Genomic DNA, 14,962 nt, shown 5'->3' on the forward strand with positions numbered 1-14,962 from the left:
GGCGGGATCCGCACCCCCGTGAGTGCGGATCCCGCCCGGCCGGGCTGGTCGCCGATGGATCATCCGGCGTTCTTGCGGTAGGCCCGCATGGCCAGCGGGAAGAAGACCACGATCACACCGGCCATCCAGGCGAGGCTGCCGGCCAGCGAGCCGGTGACCGGGCCGCCGTTGAGCAGGCCGCGGACCGCGTCGGCCACCAGGGAGACGGGGTTGACGTCGGACCAGGCCTGGAGCCAGTCGGCCATCTTGTTGTCGAAGACGAAGACGTTGCTGGCGAAGGTGAGCGGCAGGATCAGGATGGTCATCAGGCCCTGCACGGAGGCGGGGTTCTTGATCAGCATGCCGAGGTACACCGAGATCCAGGAGAAGCTGAGAGCGAAGCCGATGAGCAGGGCGACCGCGGCGAGCGAGGCGACCGGGTTGGTCTCGACGCGGTATCCCATGACCAGGGCGAGGACGACCAGGGTGCCCAGGCAGGCGACGTAGCGGACGATGTCGGCGAGGACGGCGCCGATCAGCGGACTGGAGCGGGCAATCGGCATGCTGCGGAACCGGTCGAAGATCCCGGTACTGGCGTCCGCGCTGAGCGAGGCGCCGATCCCGATGCTGGCCTGGAAGACGGCCATCACCATGACGCCCGGGGTGACGTGCTGCAGATAGCCGTGGGTGTCGCCGCCGGACATGGCGTCCCCGAACAGGTAGATGAACATCAGCAGGCTGATGATCGGGGTCAGGATCACATCGACCAGCTGCATCGGCGACTTCATGAACTTGGTGACGCCGCGGCCGGCGAGGGCGAGGCTGTGCTGCGCGGTCTGTGCGAGGCCGATACGGCCGGAGAGCTCGGTGTGCGCGGGAACGCTGAGGGTCTGGGTGCTCATGACGGGGTCCTCTCGGGAAAATCTGCGCGGAACGGGAGAGCCGGGGGCTCAGACGGCGACGGGCCGGAGAGCCGGGGGTTCAGACGGCGACGGGCCGGCCGTCGTCGACGGACTGTTCGTCAGTGACGGGCTGTTCGTCAGTGACGAGCTGTTCGTCAGTGTCGGGCTGCTCGTCGGTGGCGGCGGGCGCGTGGCCGGTCAGGGCGAGGAAGGCCTCGTCGAGGCTGGGCAGCCGCAGGCCGAGCTCGTCGGCGGTGATGCCGGCGCCGTCCAGCCGGCGGGCGACCGCGGCGACGAGCAGCGGGTCGTCGGCCGGCACGGTGAGCACGCCGGAGTCCTGCGCGGGGGAGTGACCGGACAACTCGGCGAGCACCTGGGCCACTTGCGGCACATCGGCGGCCATGGCGGGCCGGACCTGGAGGATCTGGCCGCCGACACGGCGCTTGAGCTCACCGGGCCGGCCCTCGGCGACCTTGCGGCCCTTGTCGAAGACGGTGATGGAGTCGGCGAGCTGGTCGGCCTCCTCCAGGTACTGCGTGGTGAGCAGCACCGTGGACCCGTCGGCGACCAACTGCCGTACGACATCCCAGACTTCCTGCCGGGCGTGCGGGTCCAGACCGGTGGTGGGCTCGTCCAGGAAGAGCACCTGGGGCCGGCCGACCAGGGAGGCGGCCAGGTCCAGCCGCCGTCGCATACCGCCGGAGAAGGTGGCGATCGGCTTGCGGGCCGCCTCGGTGAGGGAGAACTTCTCCAGGAGCTCGGCGGCCCGCGCCTTGGCGTCACGCCGGGACAGGCCGAGCAGCCGCCCGATGAGCACCAGGTTCTCGGCGCCGGACAGAGTCTCGTCCACGGAGGCGTACTGACCGGTCAGCCCGATCAACTGCCGCACCCTGACCGGGTCCTTGACGATGTCATGGCCGCCGATGCTGGCTTGCCCGGCGTCGGGGCGCATCAGCGTGGCCAGGATGCGCACGGTGGTGGTCTTGCCGGCACCGTTGGGGCCCAGGACACCGACCACCTTGCCGGCCGGCACCTCCAGGTCGACACCGTCCAGTGCGGTGAAGTCGCCGTACTTCTTGACCAGTCCCTCGGCCCGGATCGCGTACCCCATGTTCAACAACTCCTCGTCAGGTCCTCGTCGTTCTCGACGACCCAGACGATGCCGGCCCCCACTGACAGCCCCCGGCCGCCCCGCTGACAGCAGCCGCCGACGGCTGTCAGGCGGTGTCAGCCGACTACGGCTGCGCGCTCGGATTAGGCCCTGGTGATGTCACGAACGCCGAACGTCGAAGGTCGTGGTGGGTGACGAGAGATGCCGGCCGGGCAAGCCCGGCGATGCGGGGACGGCACGGTCGCCCATACCCACAGGCCCGTGGTGGTCGTCCGGCTATTCGCCGTACGGCTGCCAGCGGGTGGCATGTGCGATGGCTGAGCGAGCCCCCCCAGACCCAGGCCGTCAGGGCCAGGACGACCAGTCCTGCCGCTGTTCCCCACAGCGGCCCGGGGGTCGGGGACGGGTCCACCGATCTCCTGACGCCTGGTGCTGGCAAGATCTACAGGGGAGGGGTGGGCATGGACATCGTGGAACTCATGGAATGGCTGATCGAGCAGGGGTGCTGCGCAGTCTTCAAGGCTGACGGCGAGCGCACCCCGGGTACACGATGGATGGTGATCGTCTCAGGCGGAGCCTTGGGCAAGGATTCGTTCTTCCGTACTGACCAGCCCTCGCCGGACGCGTGTCTTCAAGACCTGCTTAGTCACCTTGAGACTGCTGGACTCTCTCCCTTCGCCTGAGGGCCGTGTCTTGTCTCGGTTGAGGCTTGCCACCACTGCCTTGCGCTGGTTTCTGCGGTGGTTCAGTGCAGTGCGGCGGTGAACTCGGTTCGGTGGGACGCCGTGTAGTCGTGCTCGCGCTTGGACCAAGAGATCCGCGCTGTGATCCGTTCTTCGGTGGCGCCATGCGGTCCTGACTGGCCGAGGTGCGTGTGCCACCAGCGGGCGTTGCCGGGCTTGGCGATCCAGCATCGCGTCGACCAAGCGCATGTGCGTGTGGGAAGCGAGGCCGTAGGAGTCGGCGTGCAGGCGTACTTGGGCGGCTTGGATGCCGACGCGTCCCCTGTCGGGGCGTAAGGAGACGCACCAGGTCCACGCCATGTAGCCCAGGTCTTCGAGCGGGTCACCGGGCGCTGCGGTGTCGAAGTCGATGAATGCGACGGGCAGGTTGTCGCGAAAGACGACGTTGTGGGGCCAGGGTCGTGGTTGGCACACGACAGGTTCCGTGCCGGTGAGGCTGCTGGTACGGCTGGCCTCGTGCAGCTCCCGCAGCAAGGCGCCGGCTGCGGCGATCTGGGCATCGCTCCAGTATCGGAAGGTGGCCGGCACCCGTCCTGGGACGTGGTTGAGGATGTCACGGCCCATCTGATCGGTGCCGAGACAGCAAGGTGCACCGGTGGATCCGCACTGCTCAAGGTGACGGAGGAGGGCTGCGACGAAGGCGGAGGACACTGTCGGGGCCGACGCACCGTGTCTGCGACGCGGACCACTCCTTCTGTGATGCGGCCTCGGTCGCGTCCGTGGCCGTGCCGTTCCCGGTGTCTCCATGGTCAGTCGAACCAGACGACGACCGCACGTTCTCGGCGCCGTGCAGTCCGCCCAGGGTCCGCATCGCCTGCCAGACGGGTCCCCAGTGGGTGGAGTCTCCCGCGACCGTACGACGGCTGCGTGCGCCGGAGCCGTCGGCCTCGTCCCAGTCGGCCGCGCTCAGCTCGGCCCAGGTGATCCAGGTGGTGCCGTGGACGTCTTCGGGTCCGCCGTAGGCGGTGACCTCGGCGCGTACCCCGTCGGAGGCGTCCCCTGGCAGGCCGCGCTCTTCGGCCAGCGGCCGGAACCCGAAGCTGTTGCGCACCCCGAAGAGGCAGGCGAGGGCGTTGCCGGTGTTGAGGAGGAACAGGTCGATGGCGGCCGTCTAGACCGCGTCCTCGTCGTCCTCGCCCCATGGCCTGCACTCGATCATTCCGCTCACGTCGGTGGACATGCTCGGATTCTGGCGGGCAGAGATGGGGCCTGTCGCCCGGGTTTCATGACGGCCTTCCCTGCAGGCGAGACGCACGCGAGTTCGGTGGGGCTGGGGATTCTTGGACCACGCTGCGTTCCGATCAATGGGCCGGAGATCGCACGATCGCACCCATTGCACGAGTCCTGACACCGCATTGAGAAGCTCCTCCTCTGCCTGGAGGAGGCGGTTCTCAGGGCGGACCTGACCGCTTTCCACGTCTGCGTGGTCCCGTTCTGCTTCGCCGGTGTCCCAGACGGTGTGGTGGCGAGTCGCGCATGGGCGCTGAGTGCCGCCCAGACGCTGGCCTTGCTGCGGCCGTCGTCCGAAGGGGTACCGAGCTCACAACCGATTGCCGCTGCCCGGAGGTTGGCCTCCTGGTTGCTGCGCCAGGCGGCAAGGCGCACGAAGGAAGTCGGTCATGGTCACCCCGTCGGAAGGATCTGCACCGGGGCCGGTACGAAGACCTCGCCTCCGAGCCCGAACGCGGACAGACGCTCATGCACCGCCTGGGGATTGCGCCCCAAAGCTCCGAGAACATCCACCCGTGCCCTGTTCACGGCCCTCGACTGCCAGAGCACGACCCTGCACAGCCGCACGTCGCCCGCCCGGGAGGCCGCTCGACTCGCCTGGCCGGATCTGGCCCTGCACACCGGTAGCACCGCCTATCTGTCTCTCTATCTCTGCGGCACGGGCGGCATGCGCTATCCCGATCCGGCGCCCTTCGAGGAGCACGCCATCGAGGTCATCCCTTTCCACACCCCTGTGGATACGGAGACGGCTCTCTGGGAGGGGCCGCGAAAGGCCATTGCACTGTGGGCACTTGCCGGCGTCGGACCGGGTGAGCTGGCTGATGCCATCCGCTCACAGCAGACGACCTGGTGTTCAGCTGTCGGGGTGGCGGGTTTCGAACCCGCGGTCTCGTCGTCCCGAAGCAGCTGGGGCGGGCCCTCGACGTGCGGCCTGTGCACCTCTCGCCTGGTGCGATGGTCGGTAGGCATGCGCGGTTGTCCGCTGCTGTACGCAGGCGTTGTCACGCAGTTGGACACTCACCCCTGCAGCCGGGCAGGGGTTCAGGCGTCAGCCAAGCGGAACTGGACGATGGCAATATCATCGGCGGGAACGATGTCGGGGTAGTGGTACCGCAGCCTGTCGTGCAGTTCTTCAAGATCGCGGAATCCGTCAGCGATGGCGTCCCGCTCGGTCAGCTCGTCGACCTTTTTTGAGATGATCTGCGTTACGACACCCTGCAGCACCACCTCCTCATCCAGCTCGAAGACCATGTTGACCGGCCCCGTGGCAACCGGATCACGGAAGCGAACGGTCGTCGTCTTCTGTCCGGTGCGGACGGCGTCGAGATAGTCCCGATGGAAATACATGGGCTGCGTCGCTGTCGCGTGGCGGCCCGGTTCAGAGGAAGCAGTCTGATCGGCCCATACATAGCTGTGCGGTAGGAGGCCCGCTACGGCGATGCTGCGCACCCCTTCGGCCGTGGGCACCAGGACGCGGATGTCTGGATGGTGGTCGAGAAGGACTTGTCGATCACGGCCACACGGCGCGAGTACACCGCGGCCCCTGTCGCCGACAGCAACAATGGCTGCCAGCTCGCGCGCCCCTGCCGCACGGGCATGCCCCAGTGCCACGAGCTCTGCACAGGGTCCGCCAGTGAAGTGGTAGAGGTTGATGCCACCGAATATCCGTCCTCGCGCATCTCGGACAGCGGCGCCAACCGTGTGCACCTCCCCATCACCGTTGGCCTCCACAATGCGCTGGGCGAAATCGACCAGCTCCATGTCTTCTTCTGTCGGCAATCGCAGGGTGCTGTCCACGCCCAGCACCCTATGGCTGGCACCTGGAGGCGACGGACCGAGGGGTGAACTGCGCGTGAGGTCGGCGGAGCGGCTTCGGGCTGGAGCTGCTTTGGGGCGAGTGATCACGGCCCCGTAAGCTTCCGGCGCCGGGCGACCTCTCGCGAGGCTTGATCAGAATCCGTTGGCCCCCTGTTTGGCTCCCCAGGCACGACAGAGGCCCATCCGCGATCAAGCGAATGGGCCTCTGACCTGTGTCGGGGTGGCGGGATTTGAACCCACGACCTCTTCGTCCCGAATGAGGTTCGGTTAATGATCTTTCCTGACGGGATTGTGTTTACGCAGTTCAGGTGGGTGGTTCCGGTTGGTCTCGGGTGGTGTGGAGGAGGTTTCGGGAGCGGGTCGGCTCCCAGATGGCTCCCAGAGCCGAGCACGGCGCCGACGTCCCTACGCCTGGTGCGATAGGCCGTCCACAAGGACATCGAGGATCGCTTCTTCATGGAGCGCGACGCCGGGCGCGGTCAGCACGACCGAAGCCGCGGCCTCGCGGACCGTTCTGTAGCGCGGGCCAATGACGGTCAAGGCCGTTCATGCCGGCAAGGCGCGGAGGGCCACGCGTTGATGCTGTGTGCGACGCACTCTCGACTGTGAGCGGTATTCGGTCAAACCTTCACCGATCCAGGCCGGTTGAGTGCATTGTCGCGTTTGCGGTGTGGTGGTTCCGGGACTTCACCATGATGATGCCCGCCGTGTCAGTGAACGGGGGGCGGGAATGGGGTTCGGTCGGGGACTGCGTGTACGAGAGGGGCGCGCCCCGGAAGGGGTGGTCGATGGGCCCGCGATACCGGTTCAGGCCGGGCCTGTCCCCTCTCACGGTGGCGGCTCTGGTGAGGTGGACTCGACCTCGTCGGAGGTGACAAGGCTGCTGTGCCAGGCCGTCTACACCCGTCCCGACCGGGTCAAAGCCGTCAAGGCGTGGTGGAGCAAGATCCGGGGCAAGGATCAGAAACCGAACAAGCCGCGGCGCAGTACTCGTAGACGCATCTACTTGGAGGGCAGCGACGACTGCCCTCCCCTGGGTGAGCCCATGGCCCGGTGGGTACGTGATCACGTTCTCCACGGGCCGCCGTTGCCTGTCCCCTCGTACGGATTCGACCTCGTGCCCGTCATCGCGCACAGTCTGCGCGCACGGAGACGGCGTCGGCTGCGGCGAACGCTCGTCCTGCTCCTTGCCGTCGGTGTTGCGTACGAGGTCCCCCGGGCAGCCGTCGTGTGGGGCGGAGCCGTCTTGCTGGCTTGCCTCATGTGGTGGGCCGGGTTGCGGGCAGCCCGTAAGGGCAAGAAGTCGAGGTTGGCGCCCTCGCCCCGTCTGGCGTACCTCGTTCTGTGTGTGCCATGGATACTCGCGGTAGTCCCCTACGAGCCGATACGCGGCGAGGCGGTCGCTCTGCGGACCGGGCTGCTACTGCTGCCGTTCGCCCTGCTGGCCGGGGCCGGACTCGTCTGTGCGGGAGATCGCCTCATGGCGCGGGCGGGGTTGTCCAGGATCGTCCGGGACGGCATCGCGCCTGACCGCCTGCCCTGGACGTCTGCGAAGGCCATGCGTCGGATGGCTCTCATCAGCAACGAGCAGACGCGGCTCGAACTGCCCTATGACCATCCGGAAACCTTCGTCGGAGCCGGACGCTACATATGGGGCGTGGCTGACATCGGTATCCCACTCAAGCCCAAGGACTCAGAGGTATCGATCAAGCCCTTCGGCGAGCGGGAGCTGCTGCGGCGGATGGGCGACGCCCTCAGGGAACTGGGCCGTGGCGCACGGGAGATCACCGATCCCCTACCCGGCTTCTCCGTCACGGAGATTCTCGGGCTGCCGTCCGAGCTGTGGCTTCGACGGACCCGTGCCGGGAAGTTGGAGCTGCCGGACCTGCGCGGCCGGGGCCGCCGGTCACCGTCCAGCGTGCCGGACCGGCTCTATTTGCGGGCGCAGTGCGTCAGTTGGGACGGCCAGGTCGTGGTCACCCTGTTCGCGCATGCCGCACTGGAGGCAGGCGAACTACGGCTTACCCTGCGCCCCCACGTGATGACGCCCCTCTACAACGAGCTTAGGGTGACGGACTCACCCGTCGCCAAGCGCGGAGCGAGACTTTACGGCTGGGTGGTCGTGCAGTCCCTGTTGGACGCCGTCCACGGCCCCCTCGCACTGTGGCGGCTGGTGAACCGGCTCGCCCTCGGAGTGCAGTCGGAAGGTGGCCGGGCCGAGGAAGAAGATCCGGTCAGCCTCCGGGACCGGTACTCCACCGAAGAAGTCACCGACATGCACCAGGCCGACGACGCGAAGCGGCACGTCGTCCTCATGCAGACCTGCGTCTTCCGCACGGTCTCCGCCTACCTCGAAGAGCTGGGCGTCGACACCGTTGCGTACGAGCGCCAGGTGGCCGCGGTCATCACCAATATCCAGGTCTACGGCGACAACAACGCACCCATCCAGAACGTCGCCGGCAGCGGCATCAGCAATGTCGGCCAGGACAACAAGACTCAAGGAGGAGGAAGTTGATGGTTGTAGGACGTCGCCGCCCCGAACCGGAACAGGGACACGGCTCGGGTATCAGCATCGGCGGTAACAACATCGCCCCGCTCCAGAACGTGGTCGGGCAGAACATCTCGAACGTCCACCAGTCGGCGTCCGTCGAGAGTCCCGCCGCCAGCATAGAAACCGTGCGCGACCTCCTTACCGCATTCCGAACCGAGGTGGATCAGAACGGATCGGTCCTGCCGAACGCACAGGTGCTCCGCGCTATGGCGGACTCCATCGACACCTCGCTGACAGCCTCGGATGCACCGGCGATTGGGGCGCTGCGCGGGGCTGTGCAAGCGTTGCCGGCTTTGGTGGCGGGGACCGTGGTGCAGCAGGGGGGTGACGCGCTCGCTCACGCCCTTGCCGGATGGCTCGGCTGAGGTGTCGGCTGCGCCAATTCCTGGCTGGTCCGATCGACGATCCCGGTGGTCGGTATCGTCACCGTCTCACGTGACAGCTTGCGGTCCGTGCTTCGCAGGCGCAACTAGCCGAGCCCTTCACGGCTCGTTGCAGCCTCGGCGACCGATCAATGGCCAGCGCTTTCTTCACCGTGTTGTCGAGATTCCTCAGGAGGTTCGTGGTCATCCGGATAGGGAGCCGCTCAACCCGGAACGGGCACGAGGGCTCTCTTGTGACGGCTGAAACCACACGGTATCGGCCAATGTCGCGTGAGGTGCCTGAAGAGATGGCGTGGAGTTGCCACTTGGAGGCTTGATCGCTGGCAGGATCGGTGCCTCTGAGCAGCGTGCACACGTGTGCGAATCGAAGTGGCAATGAGGTGGGGGCGGTATGGCCAGAGGGCCGGAGGTCAGTGAGCGCGTTCGCCGGGAGCTCTGGAGACTGGCAAACGGCATGTGCCAGATGTGCCGGCGGGAGCTGGACCCTGGGACTGCCGGACGTACCCCAGCGGCTCAGACGGCACACAATGTGGCACTCAGTGATCATGGACCCCGAGCGGACCCCACCCTGCCGATCGAGGCCAGGAACGCCGTATCGAACCTCCTGTTGTTGTGCTCGACCTGCCACGACATCGTCGACAAGAACAACGGAGAGGCGTACACCGTTGAGGAGTTGTCCAGACTCAAGGCGGAGCACGAGACCTGGACCGCCGCCCTGAGGAAAGCCGGGCAGGCGTGGAGGATGAGCTACAGCAGCATCGACTACCTCAACGTGCCGAGAGTTGCGATGCTTCCGGGCGGGGATGTCGTGCAGCAGGCAGCTCAACGTGCCGGCCTCGACCCGACGCGGCCGTTCTCTGGGCAGGGGTTCGCCCCCGGGATGTTCGTCGGGACTGTGCGTCCCGTCTTCGAGTCGTGGCGAGGGCACGCTGTTCCTCTCGGCGAAGCGCGTCTGGACGCGATCCGGCAGGGGATGTACGTGGCGTTCAACGCGCCGATGCGTAGCCGCAACGTGTCCAACCGGCCGTTTCCTCGGCCGCTCACTGGAACATGGCAGGACGACCCCTACCTGTCCTTTCGACTGGGCGGGCGTACGGTCATGATCCGGTATGACCCGCAATGGCTCACCACCACTACCGCCGGCACGGACTTGGTCAGCGCGGCGACAGAGCAGGCCACCTATGCGGGGATCGGCCTTGTTGTGGGTGAATCCGCCGATGCGATTCGGATCTCCGCGCTGTTCTTCGGGAAGCCGCAAACGGCAGAAGGGGCGTTCATGAAGTACGTCATTCAGGGTGAGGACGAGACCGTAAGGATGGTTTCTGTCGACGACTTCGAGACAGGGCTGTCGTCGCACGGGTCGGGATCGCGGCTGCTGGGCGCTACTCGTGACCCGAGCAACGATGACGTCACTGTGGCACTGCACTTCAACGAACTTGAGGTCGACCCGGGGCAGATCCAGCGTGAGACGTTCCGGCAGCTGATGCGGGTGGTGCCGGAGTTCCGGCGCGATCTCACGGTCGCCGTGGGCAATCTCGTCACCCACTCGGGGCTGACCGGCCTGCCGAAGCCGCTTGACATCGCAGCGGCCCACTTGGCGGGTGAGCCCAAGGTGTGGTCGACGCACTCCATCAACGCTCTGGGCACTCTGCTGGCGGACGTGGAGGTGGCCTTCGCCCTCGTCCGTGGCGTGCGCAGAGGCCAACTCGATGACTTGCACCAAGCGCTCCTGGCTGAGTCGGAGAGCTACCTCGGGGCGGTCGAGGTGAATCTTCAGCGCCCGACACACCAGCATTTCTACGGCGTGAGCCCCCGCTATCGACTCGTCGAAGCGGATCTCCGACTGCTGTACAGCGCCAAGGAGTACTACGGGGAACTCGGCGACTGGGATCACAGACCTCACGAACTGCTTGATGAGTGGGAATCGGAGGAGATCTTCAAGAGCGTGGCCTGGGAGGAGGACAAGGAACAAAGCGCTGCTGACGAACGCCAGGCTGAGGAAGAGGTGTCCGGGTGGTTGGCCATGATCGACCCGGACGAGGCAGCAGCGGATTGATGGCCCCTGCCCCGTAGGCGTACAGCACTCTCCGCTCGCACCTTGCCGTAGACAGATCCTGAGGACCGTGGTCACCGGTGGCCGGTGGCACGGTGTCCTCCCGGGCGAGCATGCGGGGTAGTCCACGGACTATGGCTCGCACCGTGGTGGCCGTGGCCCGGCCAGACGCAGGTCTGACAGGACTTGGTGAGCCAGTTCGAAGGGCTGGTTGCGGGGGCCGTGGGGGACGGAGGCGGCGGATTCGAAGCCGCGCTGCGCGGCGAGGGCTCTGGGGCCTACCAGTCCGGTGAGCCGGTAATGCCGCCAGAGGGGAATCGGCCGGCGGGCATCGACCACGATGAGGTCGGGCCGACGCCAGACGACCAGCGCCCAGGCTCCCCCGCCGGAGTCGGAGCCCGAGTCGGCCCAGGCCCCGACGAGGGGCGCATCCTCGGCGGCGCCGACTGCTTCGAGTGCCACCAGCGCGGGGTTGCTGAAGCGGCCGGTGACATGAAGCAGGAGTCGTCCGTGGCGGTGTACGTCGCGCCCCTTCTCGGCGAGGGACCATACGGCGTCAGCGAGGGGATCGTCCTGTACGACGTCCGACGCGACATCGAGCACGGCGGCCTGGTCGACGGCTGGGCCGAAGGCTGTGTCGAGCAGCGCCGTGTATTCCGCGACGTACGCGGAGTCCACTGCGGGAAGCAGATGACCGACTGCCTGGGAGGCTTCGTTGAAGGCGAGTGTCTCAGGGGTGATCTCGTAGCGTGGGGCGTGGCTTCGGAGCACGGCGAGGGCGACTGCGGCGAGGCTGCCGACCTGCGGCTCGATCCGCTCGGGGAGATCGTTTCGGTTCAGTGCGCGAACGGCCCGGGAGAGCAGTGGCAGCCAGTCAGTGTGTGCCGGGGGCCAGGCGCCTGCCGCGACGGTCCACAAGGTCAGCCGGACGACGAGCATGCGCTCCGGAGGGCCCAGTTGGGGAGCGAGGGCGACGAGGCGCTCCACCCAGCGCCGGTATCTACGGCGGACTTCCTGGTCGGCCTGCCGGAGGTCGGGCAGGGTGATGGCGTTCGCTTCGGCACCGGCTGCCTCGGGGTCGTGCTCTGCTGCCACGGCCTCGGCGTCGTCATCGTCGAGGGCGGCTTCGATGTCGTCGGTGAACCGCTCGTCCCAAGAGACGGGCAGCAGGTCCTGAAAGGGCGTGCTGGTGTCGGTGGGCAGTGGGAGCCCCAGCGCGAAGCGAGTGAGCGGGTGTCCGACGCGTCCGGCGCATTCGTCCAGGTAGCTCTCCCAGCCGTCCTCGTCGCCGTCTAGCGGGGCCGTAGCGACCGCACCGCCAGTGCTGCTGCTCGCGGATACACCCGCTGGGGTGGGGGTCAGTCCCGTACGGAGGGTTTCCAGGTCGCCCAGGAATCGTTCGGCGAGCCGGGGATCCGCGAACAGGTCGGGTGGCCGTGTTGTGGGGGTCTGGGACTGGGCCGGGGTCATTCGGCGCAGGGCGCGGTCAGGGTCGACGACGAACACGATGTTGCCGAAGGTTGGTACGCCGTCGCTGTCGACTACGACCAGGCGCACACGGCTGCCCGCATCAGCCGGAGCCGTCACCGTCAGCGTGGCTTGTCCGGGCGGGATGTCGGTGATGCGCTCCCATGCCTCCGGCGGTGCTGCCGCCTGAGACAACTCCAGGTGGGCGGTGCCGGAGAGAGGCCGGGCCACGCTGATCTCCAGGCCGTCCGGTACGCGTAGGGCACCGAGCAGCAGCGGCCCGCTGCTGGCGATGGGGCGGGGGAGAGACGGGGCCGTGTGCAGCCGCGCGGCGGGCTCGTCGGCGCCGTCCGGAAGAAGGGTGGCGGGGATGGGGGTGATGATGCCGAGTTCGCAGTTGCCGCCGTCGCCTTGCGAAAGCAGCAGGGCCGCGGCGGAGAGGTTCGGGCTGCCGGTCAGGGCCCACCGCTGCCCCTCGGAAACCCACTCGACGAGTTTCCCGTGGCGGTACCGCTGGTCGTTGTCGCTGATGACGCGTCCGTCGTACTCCTTCACCAGGGCGGCGACCGACGGACCGTCGAGATCGCTGAGCCCGGGCTGGTAGGCGAGGGCGAACCGGCCCGGACGGAAGCGTTCGAGCAGGCGCCGCAGTGCCATCGAGCGCCGGTCGTAGAAGGGCGCGAACACGGCCAGTTCGTCGACGGGCCCCTGCGGCAACTGATCGATGATCGGCGAACGCAAACTGCTGACGACGCGGACCTGTGGCGCGGTGGGTGTCCTGTCGCGGTGGAGCCGGTCCAGCAGTGCTGCGACCCGACCCAGCGCCTGTGGCACTCCGGCGGAGAACCTCACCCTTTCCGGGAGGTCGCGAAGCCATGCCGACAGCTCCGGAACCGCGGTGGGACTCTGCTCGCCGTCCACCCGCAGAACCGTCCACAGTTCGGCGTTGGCCTGCCACCCGGCCAGCGTGGTGTTGCCGGAGCCGAGGGCGATGGTGGCGTGCTCCGGTCCGGCGAGGACCATCAGCTTGGGATGGAACGCGGCACCGTGGGCGTATGCCAGACCGGCGAGGTAGCTGCGGCCGGCCCGCCGGACGGAGCGGGGATCGTTTCGGGCCATGGAGACGTCTCCCGCCACGGTGACGCGTGCGCCGGTGGCCTGGGTGACGCCGAGGGCTACCTCTTCGAAGAAGCCAAGATCGGCGGTGAAGCTGAGGAAGAGTGCTTCTTCCAGGTTCCGCCCGCCCGTGCGTTCCTCGTCGAGGATCAGGGTCAGCGGAGAGGCGAACGCGGTTGGTGGCTCCGCCGCTCCCGGTGCCGGTCTGGTCTCAGTCAACGAGAGCCCTCCCGCTCCTGGTCACCGACCAGTGCTGGTCGTGGTAGCGCAGTACGCCGCAGGTGGCCAGGACGGTCCCGAGCTGGTCCAGCCGCAGCCCGACGTCACCGCGCCCTTCCTGGCTCGTCCGGTACAGCAGCCCGCCCCGTTCGTGCAGCCGGGTCGGTAACCAGAGCGTGCCGTCAGCACGTCGGCGGGCCTTGGCCAGCGCGATCCGCTGCGACCGCGCCACCAGGTCGTAGGTGAGTCGGCGGGCGACGTCGTGCAGTTTCATGGGCCGGGCTTCGTCAAGCCGCCGCTGGACCCATTCCGGGCCGAGCTCGACACCGCGCTGGCCGAGGAACGCGTCCCGGACCCGACCCGTGAGTTCGTCCACCCGACGGGCACTGGCGGCGAGCACCCGCAGCTCTGCGACAGGCAAGGGATCACCCGCCCACCTCAGGTTGTGCTCGGCGGGCAACGGCGTTCCGACCGTGCTCTGCGTCGCGGGCAGGGAGGACAGGAACGCGTCCACCGTCATGTCGGGCAACTCCGCGGCGAAGCGGTCGGCCACGTCCTCGATCGGTACCAGCCCGTCGACCTGCTCCACGAGCCAGGACCACAGGCGGCGCCAGGCTCCGACAGAGTAGTTGCGCAGCACCACTCCGCGCCAGGCGCCGGCCGCGTCGATGCCGCTGGTCACGGGATCGGTGGTCAGGAAGTCGCCGAAAGCGAGCACATGGCCGATGTCACGGGTGAAATATCGGACGGGATGTGTGGCGACCACACGAGCCAGAAGCTGAATCGTCTGTCGTCGCGTTGCCGAGAGGGAACCTGCTTCGGCCGGTGCACCGGACTCGCACATGAGATTCGCCAGCCACGCCCCGTCAGGATGCTCACCGCCCACGCACACGCACAGCCGGTCCCCGAAAGAGACGAGATCATCCACGTTTAGTGTGTCCTCGGCGGCCAGTTCGAGCAGCCCGCCCAGCCCAGCTCGTAGTGCCGCGGTCTCCAACCGCGGTCCGGGAACCGGCATGGGGCCCGCACCGAGGATGCCGAGCGCGACCTCGGATCCGGCGTACGGTGCCCAGAACCCCCACGAGTTGCCCACGTACCCGTCCTTGCCCGGGACCTCGGCTTCGGACATGGTGACCGTCCCGGAGTGCAGCCGCTGGGCAATGGCATCGACCCCATGAGCACGCGGCAGCCACTCCAGAGCCTGCGGATGATGCGCGAACGACACGGCGGCCAACGCCACTTCCGCGCGGCGCAGCAGAGTCTGGGCGGCCGGGACCGTCAGGTCTTCCGCATCGGCTTGCGCTGCGATCAGCCCGTGCAGAGCGTAGTACCGCGCATGCGGAGTCAACGTGGTCACCCCTGGCACCAGGTGATCGACCATGCGCCCCAC

At 67.6% G+C, this 14,962-nt stretch carries 10 protein-coding genes and 1 pseudogene; 4 read left to right on the forward strand and 7 right to left on the reverse strand.

From position 1 onward, the window contains the following. Positions 1 to 59: 59 nt before the first annotated feature. Together ACFVYF_RS37190 and ACFVYF_RS37195 are read right to left on the reverse strand one after the other, a co-directional pair. A complete protein-coding gene (locus ACFVYF_RS37190) occupies positions 60 to 881 on the reverse strand; it encodes an ABC transporter permease (protein ID WP_389462478.1) in 822 nt (273 codons plus the stop codon). 79 nt (positions 882 to 960) lie between these two features. After that, positions 961 to 1,992, reverse strand: a complete 1,032-nt coding sequence (locus ACFVYF_RS37195) for an ATP-binding cassette domain-containing protein (RefSeq protein ID WP_389462479.1) — start codon at positions 1,990 to 1,992, stop codon at positions 961 to 963. 461 nt (positions 1,993 to 2,453) lie between these two features. Between ACFVYF_RS37195 and ACFVYF_RS37200 the strand changes: the two genes are divergently transcribed. Then, positions 2,454 to 2,675: a hypothetical protein gene (locus tag ACFVYF_RS37200; RefSeq protein ID WP_389462480.1), complete on the forward strand. Its 222-nt coding sequence runs from the start codon at positions 2,454 to 2,456 to the stop codon at positions 2,673 to 2,675. A gap of 384 nt (positions 2,676 to 3,059) precedes the next feature. On the opposite strand, the pseudogene ACFVYF_RS37205 reads toward ACFVYF_RS37200, so the two are convergent. From ACFVYF_RS37205 to ACFVYF_RS37215, 3 genes and pseudogenes are all read right to left on the reverse strand, one after another. After that, a pseudogene (locus ACFVYF_RS37205) lies at positions 3,060 to 3,299 on the reverse strand (aminoglycoside phosphotransferase family protein); the annotation flags it as partial. A gap of 46 nt (positions 3,300 to 3,345) precedes the next feature. Continuing rightward, positions 3,346 to 3,786, reverse strand: a complete 441-nt coding sequence (locus tag ACFVYF_RS37210; RefSeq protein WP_389462481.1) for a hypothetical protein — start codon at positions 3,784 to 3,786, stop codon at positions 3,346 to 3,348. Positions 3,787 to 5,006: 1,220 nt separating this feature from the next. Continuing rightward, complete coding sequence (locus ACFVYF_RS37215) at positions 5,007 to 5,762, reverse strand: ASCH domain-containing protein (protein WP_389462482.1); 756 nt, start codon at positions 5,760 to 5,762, stop codon at positions 5,007 to 5,009. Between the two features lie 1,369 nt (positions 5,763 to 7,131). On the opposite strand from ACFVYF_RS37215, the gene ACFVYF_RS37220 reads away from it, so the two are divergent. The 3 genes from ACFVYF_RS37220 to ACFVYF_RS37230 all read left to right on the forward strand — a co-directional run bounded on the left by ACFVYF_RS37220 (position 7,132) and on the right by ACFVYF_RS37230 (position 10,773). Continuing rightward, positions 7,132 to 8,298: a hypothetical protein gene (locus ACFVYF_RS37220; protein ID WP_389462483.1), complete on the forward strand. Its 1,167-nt coding sequence runs from the start codon at positions 7,132 to 7,134 to the stop codon at positions 8,296 to 8,298. Then, a complete protein-coding gene (locus ACFVYF_RS37225) occupies positions 8,298 to 8,699 on the forward strand; it encodes a hypothetical protein (protein ID WP_389462484.1) in 402 nt (133 codons plus the stop codon). Before ACFVYF_RS37220 ends, ACFVYF_RS37225 begins: the two co-directional genes overlap by 1 nt. A gap of 547 nt (positions 8,700 to 9,246) precedes the next feature. Further along, positions 9,247 to 10,773 (forward strand): hypothetical protein, encoded by a 1,527-nt coding sequence (locus ACFVYF_RS37230; RefSeq protein ID WP_389462485.1) that lies wholly within the window; start codon positions 9,247 to 9,249, stop codon positions 10,771 to 10,773. Between the two features lie 129 nt (positions 10,774 to 10,902). Here ACFVYF_RS37230 and ACFVYF_RS37235 read toward each other — a convergent pair whose 3' ends face one another. Both ACFVYF_RS37235 and ACFVYF_RS37240 read right to left on the reverse strand, forming a co-directional pair. Next, a complete protein-coding gene (locus tag ACFVYF_RS37235) occupies positions 10,903 to 13,572 on the reverse strand; it encodes a hypothetical protein (RefSeq protein ID WP_389462486.1) in 2,670 nt (889 codons plus the stop codon). Then, positions 13,565 to 14,962, reverse strand: coding sequence for a hypothetical protein (locus ACFVYF_RS37240; RefSeq protein ID WP_389462487.1), 1,398 nt, complete (start codon positions 14,960 to 14,962; stop codon positions 13,565 to 13,567). The genes ACFVYF_RS37235 and ACFVYF_RS37240 overlap by 8 nt, the downstream gene beginning before the upstream one ends.

It is taken from the genome of Streptomyces sp. NPDC058274, from assembly GCF_042881375.1.
Classification (GTDB): Bacteria; Actinomycetota; Actinomycetes; order Streptomycetales; family Streptomycetaceae; genus Streptomyces.

Coding starts and splice junctions, on each gene's coding strand:
- ACFVYF_RS37190 (WP_389462478.1), bottom strand. CDS start 881: ATGAGCACCCAGACCCTCAGCGTTCCCGCGCACACCGAGCTCTCCGGC.
- ACFVYF_RS37195 (WP_389462479.1), bottom strand. CDS start 1,992: ATGGGGTACGCGATCCGGGCCGAGGGACTGGTCAAGAAGTACGGCGAC.
- ACFVYF_RS37200 (WP_389462480.1), top strand. CDS start 2,454: ATGGACATCGTGGAACTCATGGAATGGCTGATCGAGCAGGGGTGCTGC.
- ACFVYF_RS37225 (WP_389462484.1), top strand. CDS start 8,298: ATGGTTGTAGGACGTCGCCGCCCCGAACCGGAACAGGGACACGGCTCG.